Below are 17,020 nucleotides of genomic sequence, written 5' to 3'. Positions count from 1 at the left end.
CTTAAGCGTATCCGGGTGAATTGTTGCCCGAATGGGACGCCAGCGCCAACGTGGCTGCTAAAATCGCCGCCTTTACCGTCGAGCCCTCCCCGCCCGTGACCAGCCCAACGCCTTCCAATCCCTCGCCCATGACCTACCGTGAGGCAGGTGTCGACATCGATGCCGGCAACGCGTTGGTCGAACGCATCAAGCCGCTGGTCAAGCGCAGCTTCCGGCCGGAGGTGATGGGTGGCCTGGGCGGTTTTGGCGCCTTGTTCGACCTGTCGGGCAAGTACAAGGAGCCGGTGCTGGTGTCCGGTACCGACGGCGTCGGCACCAAGCTCAAGCTGGCACAGCAGTTGGGCCGGCACGACACCATCGGCATCGACCTGGTCGGCATGTGCGTCAACGATGTGCTGGTGCAGGGCGCCGAGCCGCTGTTCTTTCTGGACTACTTCGCTACCGGCAAGCTGGACGTGGACACCGCCGCGGCCGTGGTCGGCGGCATTGCGCGCGGCTGCGAGCTGTCCGGCTGCGCCCTGATCGGCGGCGAAACCGCCGAGATGCCCGATATGTATCCGCCGGGCGAATACGACCTGGCCGGCTTCACCGTGGGCGCGGTGGAAAAATCGCAGTTGCTGGACGGCGCGCAGGTGCGCGCAGGCGACGTGCTGATCGGCATTGCCTCTTCGGGCCCGCATTCCAACGGCTATTCGCTAATCCGCAAGATCTACGAGCGTGCCGGCTCGCCGGCCGAGCTGGTGCTGGACGATGGCGTCAAATTGATCGACGCACTGATGGCGCCGACCGCGCTGTACGTCAAGCCGATCCTGGCGCTGCTCAAGTCGCACGGCCAGACGATCCACGCCATGGCGCACATCACCGGCGGCGGGCTGACCGAAAACATCATCCGGGTGATTCCCGATGGTCTGGGCCTGGACATCGACGCCAAGGCCTGGACGCTGCCGACGGTATTCGCCTGGCTGCAGCGCGAAGGCGCGGTGGCCGATGCCGAAATGTGGCGCACCTTCAACTGCGGCATCGGCTTCGTGCTGATCGCCGCGCCCGAGCAGGCCGCCGCGCTGGAGCAGGCGCTGGATGCGCAGTCGCTGGCGCATTGGCGCATTGGCCAGGTAGTGACGGCGCAGGGAGATGAGCGCGTGCGGATCGGCTGATCCAGGAGACTGCATGGACGCTTCCCCACGCGCACTGCCGGCATCGGCCAGCGCTGACGATCTCCAGCATCTGAAACTGCTGTCGATCTTTCACTATGTGCTGGCCGCCATCACTGCCCTGTTTTCGCTTTTCCCGTTGATCCATCTATTCATGGGCATTGCAATCATCACTGGGCACCTGCCCATGACAAATGCCAATGCGGACGCACCATCAATGGATCCGCGATTGTTCGGCTGGTTCTTCGTGGCGTTCGCGGCTGTGTTCATTGGCTGCGGCCTGACGCTAGCGGCGTTCATGGCCTACGCGGGCCGCTGCATTGCCCAGCGCAGACGGCATCTGCTGTGCCTGATTGTGGCCGGCATTTCCTGCTCCTTCATGCCGTTCGGCACCGTCGTCGGCGTGTTTACCCTGGTGGTGCTGCTGCGCCCGCAGGTCAAGACCTTGTTCGCTCCGACCGCCACCGCAGCGTGACGCGCACTGCCCCCATGACATCAGCGAATCCGACCGAATGAGTCTGCGTCTGGCCGTGCTGGCTTCCGGCCGCGGCAGCAATCTGCAAGCCATCCTCGATGCGATCGCCTGCGGCCGCCTGCAGGCAGAGGTGGTCGGGGTGTTTTCCGATCGCCCGCAGGCGCCGGTCCTGCAGAAGGTGGGCGAGGAACGGCGCTGGAGCGCCAGCCCGCGCGACTTCGCCGACCGCGCTGCGTTCGACGCCGCGTTGGGCGATGCCATCGCCGCCGCGCAGCCGGATTGGGTGATCTGCGCCGGTTACATGCGCATCCTCGGCGAGCCGCTGGTGCGTCGCTTCGCCGGGCGCATGCTCAATATCCACCCCTCGCTGCTGCCCAAGTACCGCGGCCTGCACACCCACGCCCGCGCACTGGAGGCCGGCGATGCCGAGCATGGCGCCAGCGTGCATCTGGTGGTGCCGGAACTGGATGCCGGCACGGTGATCGCACAGGCGCGCGTGCCGGTGCTGCCCGACGACACCGCCGAGCAGCTGGCCGCCCGCGTGCTCGCGCGCGAACACCCGTTGCTGCTGGCCACGCTGAACCTGCTCGCCAGCGGGCGCGTGGCGGTGCACGACGATGGCGTCCACATCGACGGTCAGTGCCTGTTTACGCCACTGCGACTAGAGTCCGATGACACCGCACTCGCCTGAATGCGGATACGCCCTCCTCATCCTGCCTCGGACATCCTCGCGGGCCCCGTGCCCCGCTCTCAGCGCATGAACGTCATCCCGATCGCCGCCGCGCTGTTGACCACCGCCCTGCTCGCCCAAGCCGGTACCGGCCGTGCGCAACAGGCCCCTGCCGTGCCTGCGCCAGCTACTCCTGCTCCTGCCCCGGTTGCGGCACCGCCGGCTGCGCCGGCCTCTGCAGCTGCACTGCCTGCCAGCACCTGGACGCCACCGCCACTGCAACCCTTCGTTGCGACCTACCAGGCGTTTTATCGCGGCAAGGAAGCCGGCGATGCCACCATGCAGGTCAGCCACGGCGAGGGCAGCCAGTGGCGCATCGACATGTCGGTGCGCGGCCGCAAGGGCTTTGCCAGCATCCTGGGGTTGAACCTGGAGCAGAGCACCGTGTTCCAGGTCGATGGCGACACCTATGTGCCGCTGAGCCAGAGCACCGTGCGCAAGGCGATGTTCTTCGGCAAGAAGGTCACCGGCGTCTACAACTGGCAGACCGCCAGCGCGCAGTGGGACGGCGATCTGAAGAAAGAGCGCCAACAGCCGATTCCGCTGCAGCGTGGCGATCAGAGCGCGCTGTCGTTGAACCTGTCGCTGATGCGAGATGCGCAACCCGGGCGCAGCCTGAGTTATCGCTACGTCGATGTCGGCCGGGTGCGCAAATACGATTACAAGGTCGCAGATGCCACCGAAGTGGTGCAGGTCGGCGATCTGAGCTACGACGCGTTGCGCGTGTACCGCGTCAACAGCGGCGACAACGAAACCATCCTCTGGATCGCCAACGGGGTTCCCACGCCGGTGCGCATCCTGCAACGTGACAAAGGTGAGGATCAGGTCGATCTGCGCCTGGTCGAATACCAAGGAGCCTGAGCCATGAAATCCATTTCCCGCACATCTTCGCTGATTGCCGCTGCCGCACTGACCGTGGCCAGCCTGCCCGCATTCGCCGTGCAGCCGTTCCAGGCCGATTATTCGGCCAACTACATGGGCATGCAGGCCAACGGCACCATGACCCTGGCCGCGGCCGGCGACAAGCAGTGGCGCTACACGCTCACCATCCAGAACCAGCTGGCCAATCTGACCCAGAGCACCGTGTTCGAAGAGAGCAACGGTCAACTGCGCCCGGTCAGCAGCAACGACACCTCGTCGATGATGGTCAAGCGCCGCAACGTCACTGCCAATTACGACTGGAAAACCAGCCAGGCCACCTGGGGCGGCGACATCAAGCCAGACCGTCGCGGCCCGGTCAAACTGCAGCCGGGCGACATGGATGCATTGCTGATCAACCTGGCGATCACCCGCGACCTGGCCGCCGGCAAGCCGCTCAACTACCGCATGGTGGACGAAGGCCGCATCAAGCCGATGAGCTACAAGGTTGTCGGCAAGGAAACCATCACCGTCAACGGCAAACAGGAACAGGCGACCAAGGTGTCGCGCGTGGACGGCGACAAGGAACTGATCGCCTGGGTGGTCAAGGACCTACCGGTGCCGGCGCGTTTACTGCAGAAGGAAAAGGGCCAGGACGCGCTAGACCTGACCATCAAGGCGCTGCGCTGAGCGCGCCAAAGCTTCGACCAGAGGCTTCATTGCCAGCGTAGTTACGGTCGTAAAATTGTTTAGTGCAGTCAAACGCTTACTGAGTCGAGGGCGCGGTGCCCTCACCGCTCGCGGGACACGCCGTGAACCCGTCCCTGGTGGCTCGGTGGCGGCATCCATGCCGCCACACGGTCCCGCAATCGGCGAGGACACCGCACCAGAGAATTAATCGGTTGCTTTCTTGCAAGCAGAGTTAACCGGTTGCTTTATTACAAGCTTGGCCGTCGATCGGCTTGCGTTGGAAAGATGACAAAAAGCGCCGTTATCCGAACGCGGATCTCGTGCCTTGCTTGCACCATGCACACCGACACTCTCGACTGGTCCTTGCCCGCTCACCGTCGCGGGACCTTACGCGGCATGGATGCCGCGTAAGAGCCTACACGGACGTACTTGCGGCGTGTCCTGCGATGGTGGGCGGGCAAGGACCATGCAGCCAAACAGCAGATCAGCCGCTCCACAAGTGATCTGTCCGCACAGACTGATCACTTGCTCCAAAGGTGATCCATCCGCACCCACCTATCACCCCTCAGGGCTTGGCCGCAGCCTTGTCATCGCCAGTACTGAACACCGTGCGGCAATCCACGCGGATCTGCGCATCGGTGCTACGCCAATAGAACAGGTCGCAATGGCGCTTGCCTTCGACCGTCTTTTTCACCGCCACCGCATAGAACGACTGCGCAATCTCGTCACGGCTGGCGGTGCCGTCGTTGTTCCAGTCCATATCCTTGAACTCGACGCCTTGGGTGATCGCCATACCCACCGACCAGGCGTAGGCCAGCCACGCCAGGATCAGCACGATCACGCCAAGCAACACCTTGCGGCGGGTGGTGAAGCGTCCGCGCAGGATCATGCGGTGCGCTGGATGGTCGCGCCCAGCGCCCCCAGCTTCTCCTCGATGTTTTCGTAACCACGGTCCAGGTGGTAGATGCGATCGATGGTGGTGTCGCCGTCGGCGACCAGCCCGGCCAGGATCAACGACGCCGAAGCGCGCAGATCGGTTGCCATCACCGGCGCGCCGCTGAGGCGTTCGGCGCCGCGCACGATCGCGGTGTGGCCTTCGACCTGGATATCCGCACCCAGCCGCAGCAGTTCGTTGACGTGCATGAAGCGGTTTTCGAAGATGGTTTCGTTGATCACGCCCACACCGTCGGCCACGCAGTTGAGCGCCATGAATTGCGCCTGCATGTCGGTGGGGAATGCCGGGTACGGCGCCGTGGTCAGACTCACTGCGCGCGGGCGCTTGCCGTGCATGTCCAGGGTGATGCTGTCGGCGGTGGTGGTGATCGTCGCGCCGGCTTCGGTGAGCTTGTCCAGCACCGCATCCAGGGTGTCCGGACGCGCGCGACGCACGGTGACGCTGCCGCCGGTCATCGCCGCAGCGACCAGGAAGGTGCCGGTCTCGATACGATCCGGCAGCACCGCGTGGTGCCCGCCACCCAGGCGCTCGACGCCCTGTACCACGATGCGCGGCGTGCCGGCGCCCTCGATCTGCGCACCGAGCGCGATCAGGCAGTCGGCCAGGTCGGTGACTTCCGGCTCCATCGCTGCGTTCTCCAGCACCGTGGTGCCTTCGGCCAGCACCGCAGCCATCAGCACGTTCTCGGTGCCGGTGACGCTGACCATGTCGAACACGTAGCGCGCACCCTTCAGACGCCCATTGCTGGTGGCCTTGATGTAGCCGTTTTCCACGTTGATGTCCGCACCCAGCGCCTGCAGACCCTTGATGTGCTGGTCGACCGGACGCGAGCCGATCGCGCAACCGCCAGGCAGCGACACTTCGGCGTTGCCGTAGCGCGCCAGCAGCGGGCCCAGCACCAGGATCGAGGCGCGCATGGTCTTGACCAGCTCGTAAGGCGCGACCTGGTGGGTGACCGAGCGCGGGTCGACCAGGATCGAGCGGCCCTTGGCCAGCGTGCCTTCGTCGATGGTGACCTCGGCGCCGAGCTCGCTGAGCAGCTTCACCGTGGTGATCACATCGTGCAGGTGTGGCACGTTGCTGATCTCCACCGGCGCATCGGCCAGCAGGGTCGCGCACAGGATTGGCAGCACCGCGTTCTTGGCGCCGGAAATATTGACCTCACCGTGCAGCGCTTGGCCGCCGGTCACTACGATTTTTGCCATGGGATCTCAGGGAATCTGAAAAGGATGTCGGGGGAATGAGATGAGTCGCCGGGAGCCTGTCGGGCGCTTGCGATCGAGGCGGATGAACAGCCCGACCAGCCAAGGCCCGACAACCGCTCAGCCTTCGTCGGGGGTCAGCGTCTTGAGCTGCAGCGCGTGGATCGCCCCGCCCATCAACTCGCCCAGGGTCGCGTAGACCATGCGGTGGCGCGCCAACGGCGCCTTGCCGGCGAATGCTGGGCTGATCACGGTCGCCTCGAAGTGCACGCCGTCGTCGCCGTGCACGTCGACGCGGGCTTCGGGCAAGCCGGATTCGATGAGTTTACGGATGGTTTCGGCGTCCAAAGGGCGTTTCCTCATAAAATGAGCGCACATTCTACTCTTCACCCGAGTCCCGCATGGCCGTCTCGCACCTGCCCACCGCCACCGTCAGCGACGCCAGCCTGGTCGCCAGCGGCCAGCGCGTGCTCGAGATCGAGCGCGAGGCGCTGGCCGGCGTAGGCGCGCGGATCGGCAGCGACTTCGCCGCGGCCTGCCGGCTGGTACTGGCCTCGCGTGGGCGCGTGGTGGCCACAGGCATGGGCAAGTCCGGGCATATCGCGCGCAAGATCGCCGCCACCCTCGCCTCCACCGGCACCCCGGCGTTCTTCGTGCATCCCGGCGAAGCCGGCCATGGCGACCTAGGCATGATCACCGAGGCCGACATCGTGCTGGCGCTGTCGTACTCGGGCGAATCGGACGAAGTGCGCATGCTGCTGCCGGTGCTCAAGCGCCAGGGCAACCCGATCATCGCCATGACCGGCCGGCCGAACTCCTCGCTGGCCCAGGCTGCCGATGTGCATCTGGACGTGAGCGTCTCCGCCGAAGCCTGCCCGCTGCATCTGGCGCCCACCTCCAGCACCACCGCCTCGCTGGCGATGGGCGATGCACTAGCCGTGGCGCTGCTCGATGCGCGCGGCTTCACCGCCGATGACTTTGCGCGCTCGCATCCGGCCGGCAGCCTGGGCCGGCGCCTGCTGCTGCATATCACCGATGTGATGCACAGCGGCGATGACCTGCCGCGCGTGCGCGAGGACGCCAGCCTGAGCGAGGCGTTGATGGAAATGAGCCGCAAGCGGCTGGGCATGACCGCGGTGGTGGACAACGAGGGGCGGCTGATCGGTCTGTTCACCGACGGCGACCTGCGCCGCGCGCTGGACAGCGACATCGACGTGCGCAGCGCCGGCATTGCGCAGGTGATGACGCGCAACCCCCGCACCATCGGCGCCGACCAGCTGGCCGCCGAGGCCGCGCGGCTGATGGAGGATTACAAGATCAACGGTTTGATCGTGGTCGATGCGCAGCAGCGCGCGGTCGGCGCATTGAACATTCACGACCTGTTGCGCGCCAAGGTGGTTTAACAGGTTCAGTTTCAAACGTTGGAACCCCGTTCTTACCGATTCATACCGATGCCCTATTCCCCACTGCAGCACCTGCCCGCCGAGCTGATCGACCGCGCCGCGCGCGTCCGTCTGGCCTGTTTCGACGTCGACGGCACCCTGACCGACGGCCGCCTGTATTACGACCACGCCGGTAACGAGAGCAAATCCTTCAACGTGCTCGACGGCCAGGGGCTCAAGCAGCTCGACCACGCCGGCATCCATGTCGCGCTGATCACCGCGCGCGCCAGCCTGTCGGCGGAAAAGCGCGGCCAAGATCTGGGCCTGCATGTGCAGATCGGGGTCAAGAACAAGCGCCTGGCCGTGCTGGCCCTGTGCCAGGAGCACGGCCTGTCGCTGGACCAGGTGCTGTTCATGGGCGACGACCTGCCCGACCTGCCCGCCTTGCTGGCGGTCGGCCTGCCGGTGGCGCCCGCCAACGCCCATCCGTGGATCGCCGAGCGCGTGCAGTGGCACACCCAGGCCCGTGGCGGCGAAGGTGCCGCACGCGAGGTCTGCGATGTGGTGCTGGCCGCGCAAGGCCAGGTCGAAGGCATCATCGAAAGGTTCTCCGCATGAGCTGGAACTGGCGCACCACCCTGGGCGTGGTGCTGTTCGCCGCAGCCGTGATCTCCGGCTGGTCGGCCTGGCAACAGCGCGCCCGCCCGGTGGCGGCGGCGGTCGACGACTCGCGCGCCGATTACGTGTTGCGCGATTTCGAACTGATTGCGCTGGACAAGCAAACCGGCAAGGAATCGATGACGCTGCGTGCGCCGGAAATGCACCGCAACCGCGCCGACCAGACCTCGGACATCACCACGCCGGTGTTTCTGCTGCCCGACAACGCCAACCAGCCGTGGACGCTACGTTCCAAGACCGGCTGGATCAGTCCCAAGGGCGACGAACTACGCCTGCGTGGCGATGTGTCCGGCGACAGCCCCACCACCGGCGCGACGCCGCCGACCACGTTCCGCACCCAGAGCCTGGACGTGTTCCCGCAGCAGAACCTCGCCAAGACCGCCGCCCCGGTGAGCATGAGCCGGCCGGGTATCATGCAGAGCGGGGTCGGCTTCGAGGCCGACCTCAAATCACGCCAGTACAAGCTCCTTTCTCAGGTCAAGACCCGCTATGAACCGAATGCTGCCCGCTAAACTGGCGTTTGCCGCGCTGCTGCTGCCCGCCCTTGCGATGGCCAAGACCAGCGACCGCAATCAGCCGATGGCGATCGATTCCAACGCCAACGATTGCAACATGCTCGATGACAGCGGCAAGTGCCGCTTCAGCGGCAATGTGGTGATCACCCAGGGCACGTTGGAAATCCACGCCGACACCGCCGATATCTTCCAGAAGAACGGCCAGACCGACCGTGTGGTGCTGGTCGGCAAGCAGGCCACGCTCAAGCAGCAGATGGACGACGGCGCGATGATGAACGGCCAGGCCGACAACATCGAATACCAGGTCGCCAACGAAGTCATCGTGCTGACCGGCAATTACAAGGTCGACTCGCCCAAGGGCACCAACGCCGGCCAGCGCATGGTCTACAACACCAAGACCGGCAACATGCAGAGCGGCGGCGACGGCAGCCGCGTGCGCACCATCATCCAGCCGAAGAATGCGGCGCCTGCGGCGGCGACGCCTGCTCCGGCACCCGCCGCCAAGCCCGCCGCGGCCAAGCCGCAGGGGAAGAAGTAATGCTGGTCGCCACCGGTCTGCGCAAGAAGTACAAGCAACGCGAAGTGGTCAAGGAATTCGGCCTCACGCTTGAGGCCGGCGAAGTGGTCGGCCTGCTCGGCCCCAACGGCGCCGGCAAGACCACCTGCTTCTACATGATCGTCGGCCTGGTCGAGGCCGATGCCGGGCGGATCGAGCTGGACGGCCGCGACCTCACCGCCGAGCCGATGTACGCGCGCGCCAAACTGGGCGTCGGTTATCTGCCGCAGGAGCCCTCGATCTTCCGCAAGCTCACCGTGGCCGACAACATCCGCCTGGTGCTGGAGCTGCGAGAAGACCTGGACAGTGCGGGGCGCGAGAAGGAACTGACCTCGCTGCTGGAAGAACTGCAGATCACCCATGTGTCCGACCAGTTGGGCGCCAGCCTGTCCGGTGGCGAGCGACGCCGTTGCGAAATCGCGCGCGCGTTGGCCGCCAAGCCGCGCATGATGCTGCTCGACGAACCCTTTGCCGGCGTGGATCCGATTTCTGTCGGCGAGATCCAGCGCATCATCATCCACCTCAAGGAACGCGGCATCGGCGTGTTGATCACCGATCACAACGTGCGCGAAACCTTGGGAATCTGCGATCGCGCGTATATTCTCGCTGAGGGGGGCGTGCTGGCGCAGGGGGCACCAGATGCATTGCTAGCCAATCCCGACGTCCGTCGCGTGTATCTGGGGGAAACTTTCCGCCTTTGAGCGCGTCGCCGCGCCATCGATTTTCTCAGTCAGTGCCTGCATGAAAGCCCGGCTTCAGACATCGCTAGGACAACAGTTGGTCATGACGCCGCAATTGCGTCAGGCGATCAAGCTATTGCAGATGTCCACCACCGAGCTGGAACTGGAAATCGCCGAAGCGGTGGAGACCAATCCGCTGCTGGAGTGGGCCGACGAAGCCGCGCATGCGGCCAGCGAATCGCCGATCGCATCATCGTCGGCTTCCTCCACCGACGACACCCCACGCGAAGACCCGACGCCTGCAGAGCGCGACGACGACTGGTCGCAGGACGAACTGCAGTGGACCGGCTCGGGCAGCGGCGGCAGCTTCGACGACGACGAGTCCGGCGATGCCGCCGAGCGGGTGGCCGAGTCGGAAACACTGGCCGATCACCTGCTGTGGCAGTTGCATCTGTCGCCACTGTCGCCACGCGACCGCCAGATCGGCGCGATGCTGATCGACGCGCTGGACGAAGACGGCTACCTGCGCGAACCGCTGTCAGCCATCCTCGAAACGCTCGCGCTCGGCGCGGCGGTGGACGAGGCCGAAGTGCTCACCGTGCTGCACCAGATCCAGCGCTTCGACCCGGTGGGTGTGGGCGCGCGCAACCTTGGCGAATGCCTGGCGCTGCAACTGGCCGTGCTCGACCCCGCCACCCCGGGCCGCGAGTTGGCGTTGCAGATCGTCGCCGGCCCGCTGGAGCGTCTGCCGCGCAGCGGTGTGGCCGGGCTGGCGCACGAACTCAAGCGCTCCACCGCCGACGTGGACCAGGCGGTGCAACTGGTGCGCTCGCTGGACCCGCGCCCGGGCAAGCAGATCGGCGACCTGTCGCAGGACGCCTACGTGGTGCCGGACTGCGTGATCTGGCGCCAGCGCGGCGTATGGCGGGCCTCGCTGGCCGGTCGCGCGCAGCCCAAGGTCACCATCCACCGCGGCTACGAGAACCTGATCCGCAGCTGTGGCGAGTCCGATGCCGGCTATCTGCGTGGGCAGCTGCAGGAGGCGCGCTGGCTTCTCAAGAGCCTGGAAGCGCGCGGCGAAACCCTGCTGCGGGTGGTGCGCTGTCTGCTGAAGCACCAGTCCGGGTTTCTGGAATTCGGCGCGCAGGCCTTGCGTCCGTTGACCCTGCGCGAGATCGCCGGCGAGCTCGGCCTGCACGAATCGACCATTTCCCGCGCGATCGCCCGCAAATACGTGCGCACCCCGCGCGGCACCATTGCGCTGCGCTCGTTCTTCGCCTCCGGCATCGACACCGACAGCGGCGGCGAGGCATCCAGCACCGCCATTCAGGCGATGATCCGACGTCTGATCGATGCGGAAAACCCGCGCAAGCCGTTATCCGATGCCAAGTTGGCAGATCTGCTGAAAACTTCCGGCGTACCTGTAGCGCGGCGCACCGTTGCGAAGTATCGTGAAGCCATGAACATTTCCGCCTCCCACGAACGCGTGCGCATCGCCTGACGTTGCAACCACCGCAACGCCGGCCTGTGCCGGGTTTGTCGGACCACCGGAAAGGTTCATTGGCCCACCGACCAATGGAGGTATCCGATGCGTATCGAGACGTATGGCCACCAGCTTGAAGTGACCCCCGCCCTGCGGGAGTACGTGGCAAGCAAGCTGCAGCGACTGCAGCGCCATTTCGACCAGCACTGTGAAGTTCGAACGCAGCTGGCCGTTCGCAAGCCAGACCACCACGTGGTCGCCACCGTCAACCTTCCCGGTCGCACCCTGCACGCAGATGCCAGCGGCTCCACCATGTATGCGGCCATCGACCTGTTGGTCGACAAGCTCGACCGCCTGGTGCTCAAGCACAAAGAAAAGAAATGTAACCACCACGCACGCGAGGTGCGCGACAATCTCGCATGACGCTTCTCGCTTGATGCCCTCATGCCTTTAACCGATCTGATGGCGGCCGTGCGCACCGTGGTGTCGCCGGCCGCCGATCGCGACACTGTCCTGCATACCGCTGCCGATCTGCTGTCCTGTCGTCAGGCCGGCGCCGACGAGCTCTACGCCAACCTGTGCGAACGCGAGGCGCTGGGCAGCACCGCCATCGGCCACGGCATCGCCATTCCGCATGGGCGCTGCCCCAACCTCACCGAGCCACGCGGCGCGCTGCTGCGACTGAACACGCCGGTGGCCTTCGGCGGCGATGAACCGGTGGATCTGATCTTCGCGATGGCAGTGCCTGCGCATTACACCCATCAACATCTGATGCTGCTGTCGGAACTGGCCGAGCGCTTCTCGGATGCGGAATTTCGCCTGCAATTGCGCGCCGCACCCAATGCGGACGCCTTGATGGCGTTGCTCGTCGACGCGCCACCACCACAGGCCAGCGCCGCATGAATACCAGCATCACCGCACGCGAACTGTTCGACCAGCAGCGCGACAAACTGGCGCTGCGCTGGGTGGCCGGCCAGAAAGGCGAGCACCGCGAGATCGAAGCCGGCAGCAACAATGCGCGGCGTCCGTCGCTGGCCGGCTATCTCAATGTTATCTACCCCAACAAGGTGCAGATCCTGGGCACCGAAGAGCTGGCTTGGCTGGACTCGCTGGATGCACGCCAGCGCTGGGAGACGATCGAGAAGATCATCCAGGTGCAGCCGCTGGCGCTGGCGCTCAGCAAGAATCAGTCGTGCCCGGAAGACCTGCGCGCGGCCGCGGACGAATCCGGTACGCCGTTGTGGATCTCGCCCAAGCGCGGCCACGAACTGCTCAATCATCTGTCCTACCACCTGGCGCGCACGCTGGCGCCACGGGTCACGCTGCATGGCGTGTTCATGGAGATCTATTCGATCGGCGTGCTGATCACCGGCGAGGCGGGGTCGGGCAAGAGCGAGCTGGCGCTGGAACTGCTCAGCCGCGGCCACCGCCTGGTGGCCGATGACGCGCCAGAGTTCACCCAGATCGCCCCCGATGTGCTCGATGGCACCTGCCCCGAATTGCTGCAGGACCTGCTGGAAGTGCGCGGCCTGGGCGTGCTGAACGTGCGCGACATGTTCGGCGACACCGCGGTGAAGAAGAACAAGTACCTGCGCCTGATCGTGCACCTGACCCGCCCGATGACCGAGCCCACCCCGTCCGGTTACGAGCGTCTGACCGGCGATTCCGGCAGCCGCCACGTGCTGGATCTGGACGTACCGCTGATCACCCTCCCGGTGATGCCCGGCCGCAACCTGGCGGTGCTGACCGAGGCGGCAACGCGGCTGCATATCCTGCGCACCAAGGGCATCGACCCGGCGGCGATGTTCATCGCCCGCCATAGCAACCTGCTGGAGCGACGCACGCCATGAGTACCGCGCCCTCCACGTTGATGATCGTGAGCGGGCTGTCCGGCTCGGGCAAATCGGTCGCGTTGAAGACCTTCGAAGATCTGGATTACTACTGCTCGGACAATCTGCCGGTGGAGCTACTGCCGGATTTCGTGCGCAGCCGCCTGCGTGGCAACCCGCTCGGCGATCAGCGACTGGCGGTAGGCATCGATGTGCGCAGCCGCAGCGATCTCACCCAATTGGCGCAATGGCGCCAGGCCGCGCAGGAATACGGCATCGAAGCACGGCTGCTGTTTTTCGAAGCCAGCGACGAGGCGCTGATCAAGCGCTATGCCGACACCCGCCGCCGCCATCCGCTCAGCCACCTCGGCCTGGCGTTGCCGGAAGCGATCACCCGCGAGCGTCAGTTGACCGAACCGCTGCGCGCGCAGGCCGATGCCATCATCGACACCAGCGCGCTCAATGTGCACCAGCTGCGTCGCCGCGTGGTCACCGAGTTCGCCCTCGGCACCAGCGACCGGCTCTCGCTGCTGTTCGAATCCTTCGCCTACAAACGCGGCGTGCCGGCCGAGGCCGACTTCGTATTCGATGCGCGCGTGTTGCCCAATCCGCATTGGGACCCGGAGCTGCGCCCGCTGACCGGCCGCGATGCCGGGGTGCGCGAGTATCTGGACAAGGAGCCCGATGTGGTGCGCTACAGCGCGCAGATCGTGGACCTGCTCGATACCTGGCTGCCGCGGCTGCGCAACGACACCCGCAGCTACGTGACCATCGCCTTCGGCTGCACCGGCGGCAAGCACCGCTCGGTGTATCTGGCCGAGCGCATGGCGCGGCATGCACGCGAACAGGGCTGGCCGGAAGTGGCGACGTTCCATCGCGAGCAGGATTGAGTTTTCGGGATTCGGGATTCGGGATTCGGGATTCGGGATTTGGAATTGGGGATTCGTTAAAGCGGTGCCTTGCAGTTCTGCGAGGTCTGCAAAAATAGATGGTTGCTGCAACTTCGCAATGCATTCCGGTGCTGCTGCCCAACAGAGGCGAACTGCAGCGCTCGCCTAAACGGCTATTCATCTCGCAACACATCGGTGCCGGCAAACGCTATCGCGCGGTCATGCCGACCTGTTAACGTTTCGGCATGGCCTGTGGCATTCTCCTCATTACTCATCCCGGCATCGGCGCGGCGTTATTGAACGTGGCGACGGGGCTGTTGCGGCATTTGCCGCTGAAGACCGAAGCATTCGATGTACCGCTGGATGCAGACCTGGACGCCTTGCTGCCCCAGGCGTCATCTGCGATGCGTCGGGTCGACAGTGGCGACGGCGTGCTGGTCATGACCGACCTGTATGGCGCCAGCCCCAGCAATCTCGCCAACCGGTTGGCCAAGCTGGGCACGCCGGTTCGCCGGGTGTCCGCGCTGAGCCTGCCGATGCTGCTGCGGGTGATGAACTACCCCGAACAAGGTTTGCAGGAGCTGCCCGCCACCGCGGCGGCAGGCACCCGCAACGGAGCGATCATCGACGATGCTTGAACGCGAACTCATAGTTTCCAACCGACTCGGACTGCATGCGCGGGCAACCGCCAAGCTGGTGCAGACGCTGTCGTCCTATCGCAGCAATGCCACCCTGGCGGCCAAGGGCCGCGAGGTGAATGCCAAGAGCATCATGGGCGTGATGTTGCTCGCCGCCGGCCAAGGCACCAGCGTGGTGGTGCGCCTGGATGGCGAGGACGAAGCCGAGGCCTTGCAGGCGCTGGTGGACCTGTTCGAGCGTCGCTTCGACGAGGACAGCTGAGCATGCGCCACCTCGCTGCGGTGCACACGGACACCACGCGGCCGCGCCAAGGCCGCGCATGAGTCTGCGCTTGCGCGGACACGGTGCCTCGCGCGGCAACGCACTCGGGCGCGCACGCGTGCGCCAGAGCCACATGCTGGAAATCGCCGAGCAGCGCGTGCCCGCCAACCAGGTGGAAACGCAGCTGCAGCGTTTGCATGTGGCCATCGAAGCGGCGCGCACCGAAATGCAGCAACTGCGCGACCGCCTGCATGGCGCGCTGGCGCGCGAGGTCGGCGAATTCCTCGAGCTGCATGCATTGCTGCTCGACGACCCGGAGCTGCTGCAAGGTCTGGACGAGTTGATCCGCACCCATCGCTACAGCGCCGACTACGCCTTGCGCGTGCAGCGCGACCGGCTGGCGGCGGTGTTCGACGGCATGGAGGATGCGTACCTCAAAAGCCGCATGGACGATCTGGATCACGTGATCGGCCGCATCCACGCGTTCTTGCACAAGCGCGCGCCCGACCTCAAGGGCGTGGCCGGCGAAATCCTGGTCTGCGACAACGTGGCGCCGTCCGAACTGGCGCAGCTGCAATCGCAGGGCGTGGTCGGCATCGTCACCACAGCCGGCAACACGCTGTCGCACAGCGCGATCCTGGCACGCAGCCTGCACCTGCCGTTGGTGGTGGGCGTGAGCGATGCGCTGCAACGGATCGACGATGGCGATGTCTTGATCGTCGATGCCGGTTCGGGCCAGGTGATCGTCGATCCCAAGCCCGAGCATCTGCGCGACTACCGCGAGCGTCTGCGCGCGCTGGCCAAGGAACAGCGCGAGCTGGGCCGGCTGCGTTCCAAACCCACGCGCACGCGCGACAACGTCGATATCACGCTGCTGGCCAATGCCGAATCGCTGGAAGACGTGGCAAAAGCGCATGCGCTCGGTGCCAGCGGCCTTGGCCTGTATCGCACTGAATTTTTGTTCCTGCAGCGCAACGAGCTGCCGGACGAAGACGAACAGTTCCACACCTATCGCGACACCGTGCTGGGCATGAGCGGCCGCCCGGTCACCATCCGCACGCTGGATCTGGGCGCCGACAAGGCCGACCGCACCGGCCTGACCCTGAGCGACGAAGACAACCCGGCGCTGGGGTTGCGCGGCGTGCGGCTGTCGCTGGCCCGCCCTGCGGTGGCGCAGGCGCAATTGCGCGCGATCCTGCGTGCCTCAGGCTACGGGCCGGTGCGCATCCTGGTGCCGATGGTCAGCGGCCGTGAGGAAATCCAGCTGCTGCGTCGGCAGATCAAGAAGCTGGCACTGCAACTGCGCGAACAAGGCCACGAGATCGCCGAGCACATTCCGCTGGGCGCGATGATCGAGGTGCCGGCTGCGGCCCTGGCGCTGGACTGCTTTATCGACGATATCGATTTTTTGTCGATCGGCACCAACGATCTGGTGCAGTACCTGCTGGCAGTGGATCGCAACAACGAGGCCTTGGGCGAGTTGTATTCGCCATTGCATCCGGCGGTGCTGCGCTTGATCGCGCAGGTGATCGCCACCGGGCGCGCGTATGGCAAACCGGTGGCGGTGTGCGGCGAGATCGCCGGCGACCCACGTTTCGTGCCGATGTTGCTGGCGTTGGGGCTCACCGAGTTCAGCCTGCATCCGGCCACGTTGCTGGAAGTGCGCCGTGCAGTGCGCGACATCCACCTGGGGGAGTTGCGCGTGCAGGGCGAAAAACTGCTGCGCGCGCGCGACCGCAAGGGCATCGAGAAGTGGTTGGCGGCCGTTGCGCAGGGTTTGCTGCGCTGAGAGCACCAGCAAACCTGCTGCGCTCACCGCCAGACGGGTGCAGCCGATACTCGGCATCCTCATGTATCGCGGATAGACGCCGGCTCCGAGCGCGCCGTCCCTTCTCCAGCTGACGACCGCTCGCCAGGTTTTTTTCAGCCGCTCCGGCTTGGCGGCTGCATCGCGCAGGCGATGTTCAAGCGCGTCGCGCGCGGCACTGTATGTTTCGTCACCATGCGCAAGCGATAATGCCGTGCTGACTCAGCACCGCGTCCTGC

General features: G+C 65.5%; 21 protein-coding genes. 18 read left to right on the top strand and 3 right to left on the bottom strand.

Annotated features, from left to right (window positions below; genetic code table 11):
- Nucleotides 1-20 precede the first annotated feature (20 nt).
- The 5 genes from purM (at nt 21) to AC1KVG_RS17910 (ending at nt 3,904) form a co-directional block, all read left to right on the top strand.
- Nucleotides 21-1,154, top strand: coding sequence for a phosphoribosylformylglycinamidine cyclo-ligase (gene purM, locus AC1KVG_RS17930; RefSeq protein ID WP_481095272.1), 1,134 nt, complete (start codon nt 21-23; stop codon nt 1,152-1,154).
- A 13-nt stretch (nt 1,155-1,167) separates the two neighbouring features.
- Complete coding sequence (locus tag AC1KVG_RS17925) at nt 1,168-1,626, top strand: hypothetical protein (protein WP_115040591.1); 459 nt, start codon at nt 1,168-1,170, stop codon at nt 1,624-1,626.
- Between the two features lie 37 nt (nt 1,627-1,663).
- Complete coding sequence (gene purN / locus AC1KVG_RS17920; protein ID WP_115040592.1) at nt 1,664-2,317, top strand: phosphoribosylglycinamide formyltransferase; 654 nt, start codon at nt 1,664-1,666, stop codon at nt 2,315-2,317.
- Nucleotides 2,318-2,383: 66 nt separating this feature from the next.
- A complete protein-coding gene (locus AC1KVG_RS17915) occupies nt 2,384-3,217 on the top strand; it encodes a DUF3108 domain-containing protein (RefSeq protein ID WP_268214524.1) in 834 nt (277 codons plus the stop codon).
- A 3-nt stretch (nt 3,218-3,220) separates the two neighbouring features.
- Nucleotides 3,221-3,904 (top strand): DUF3108 domain-containing protein, encoded by a 684-nt coding sequence (locus tag AC1KVG_RS17910; protein WP_268214523.1) that lies wholly within the window; start codon nt 3,221-3,223, stop codon nt 3,902-3,904.
- A gap of 565 nt (nt 3,905-4,469) precedes the next feature.
- On the opposite strand, the gene AC1KVG_RS17905 is transcribed toward AC1KVG_RS17910, so the two are convergent.
- The 3 genes from AC1KVG_RS17905 to AC1KVG_RS17895 form a co-directional block, all read right to left on the bottom strand.
- Nucleotides 4,470-4,793: a hypothetical protein gene (locus AC1KVG_RS17905; RefSeq protein ID WP_006449248.1), complete on the bottom strand. Its 324-nt coding sequence runs from the start codon at nt 4,791-4,793 to the stop codon at nt 4,470-4,472.
- Nucleotides 4,790-6,064, bottom strand: a complete 1,275-nt coding sequence (murA, locus tag AC1KVG_RS17900) for a UDP-N-acetylglucosamine 1-carboxyvinyltransferase (RefSeq protein WP_074057366.1) — start codon at nt 6,062-6,064, stop codon at nt 4,790-4,792. The genes AC1KVG_RS17905 and murA overlap by 4 nt, the downstream gene beginning before the upstream one ends.
- Nucleotides 6,065-6,181: 117 nt before the next feature.
- Nucleotides 6,182-6,409: a BolA family protein gene (locus AC1KVG_RS17895; RefSeq protein WP_016905061.1), complete on the bottom strand. Its 228-nt coding sequence runs from the start codon at nt 6,407-6,409 to the stop codon at nt 6,182-6,184.
- 53 nt (nt 6,410-6,462) lie between these two features.
- Here AC1KVG_RS17895 and AC1KVG_RS17890 point away from each other — a divergent pair, with 53 nt between their 5' ends.
- From AC1KVG_RS17890 to ptsP, 13 genes are all read left to right on the top strand, one after another.
- Nucleotides 6,463-7,464 carry a KpsF/GutQ family sugar-phosphate isomerase gene (locus tag AC1KVG_RS17890; RefSeq protein WP_115040596.1) on the top strand — a complete coding sequence of 334 codons (1,002 nt, stop codon included), beginning with the start codon at nt 6,463-6,465 and terminating at the stop codon, nt 7,462-7,464.
- Between the two features lie 48 nt (nt 7,465-7,512).
- Nucleotides 7,513-8,061 (top strand): KdsC family phosphatase, encoded by a 549-nt coding sequence (locus AC1KVG_RS17885; protein ID WP_046933221.1) that lies wholly within the window; start codon nt 7,513-7,515, stop codon nt 8,059-8,061.
- Nucleotides 8,058-8,633 carry an LPS export ABC transporter periplasmic protein LptC gene (gene lptC, locus AC1KVG_RS17880; RefSeq protein ID WP_023904633.1) on the top strand — a complete coding sequence of 192 codons (576 nt, stop codon included), beginning with the start codon at nt 8,058-8,060 and terminating at the stop codon, nt 8,631-8,633. The genes AC1KVG_RS17885 and lptC overlap by 4 nt, the downstream gene beginning before the upstream one ends.
- Complete coding sequence (gene lptA, locus AC1KVG_RS17875; protein ID WP_104550254.1) at nt 8,611-9,174, top strand: lipopolysaccharide transport periplasmic protein LptA; 564 nt, start codon at nt 8,611-8,613, stop codon at nt 9,172-9,174. Before lptC ends, lptA begins: the two co-directional genes overlap by 23 nt.
- The gene (gene lptB, locus AC1KVG_RS17870; RefSeq protein ID WP_023904635.1) at nt 9,174-9,893 is read left to right on the top strand and encodes an LPS export ABC transporter ATP-binding protein; all 720 of its coding nucleotides are present in this window, start codon (nt 9,174-9,176) and stop codon (nt 9,891-9,893) included. The genes lptA and lptB overlap by 1 nt, the downstream gene beginning before the upstream one ends.
- 40 nt (nt 9,894-9,933) lie before the next feature.
- A complete protein-coding gene (locus AC1KVG_RS17865; protein ID WP_481095271.1) occupies nt 9,934-11,373 on the top strand; it encodes an RNA polymerase factor sigma-54 in 1,440 nt (479 codons plus the stop codon).
- Nucleotides 11,374-11,460: 87 nt separating this feature from the next.
- A complete protein-coding gene (hpf, locus tag AC1KVG_RS17860; RefSeq protein WP_006451270.1) occupies nt 11,461-11,778 on the top strand; it encodes a ribosome hibernation-promoting factor, HPF/YfiA family in 318 nt (105 codons plus the stop codon).
- A gap of 21 nt (nt 11,779-11,799) precedes the next feature.
- Nucleotides 11,800-12,258 carry a PTS sugar transporter subunit IIA gene (locus AC1KVG_RS17855; RefSeq protein WP_481095270.1) on the top strand — a complete coding sequence of 153 codons (459 nt, stop codon included), beginning with the start codon at nt 11,800-11,802 and terminating at the stop codon, nt 12,256-12,258.
- Nucleotides 12,255-13,205 (top strand): HPr(Ser) kinase/phosphatase, encoded by a 951-nt coding sequence (gene hprK, locus AC1KVG_RS17850; RefSeq protein WP_006451268.1) that lies wholly within the window; start codon nt 12,255-12,257, stop codon nt 13,203-13,205. The genes AC1KVG_RS17855 and hprK overlap by 4 nt, the downstream gene beginning before the upstream one ends.
- The gene (gene rapZ / locus AC1KVG_RS17845; RefSeq protein WP_023904637.1) at nt 13,202-14,074 is read left to right on the top strand and encodes an RNase adapter RapZ; all 873 of its coding nucleotides are present in this window, start codon (nt 13,202-13,204) and stop codon (nt 14,072-14,074) included. Before hprK ends, rapZ begins: the two co-directional genes overlap by 4 nt.
- Nucleotides 14,075-14,319: 245 nt before the next feature.
- Nucleotides 14,320-14,712, top strand: coding sequence for a PTS sugar transporter subunit IIA (locus AC1KVG_RS17840; RefSeq protein ID WP_006451266.1), 393 nt, complete (start codon nt 14,320-14,322; stop codon nt 14,710-14,712).
- A complete protein-coding gene (locus AC1KVG_RS17835; RefSeq protein ID WP_005913389.1) occupies nt 14,705-14,974 on the top strand; it encodes an HPr family phosphocarrier protein in 270 nt (89 codons plus the stop codon). Before AC1KVG_RS17840 ends, AC1KVG_RS17835 begins: the two co-directional genes overlap by 8 nt.
- 58 nt (nt 14,975-15,032) lie before the next feature.
- On the top strand, nt 15,033-16,763 hold the full coding sequence (ptsP, locus tag AC1KVG_RS17830; RefSeq protein ID WP_481095269.1) for a phosphoenolpyruvate--protein phosphotransferase: 1,731 nt from the start codon (nt 15,033-15,035) through the stop codon (nt 16,761-16,763).
- Nucleotides 16,764-17,020 lie beyond the last annotated feature (257 nt).

The organism is Xanthomonas sp. NCPPB 3959 (genome assembly GCF_056675575.1).
Note: the sequence above shows the minus strand (reverse complement) of the source record. Positions and strands in the feature narration are given on the sequence as shown.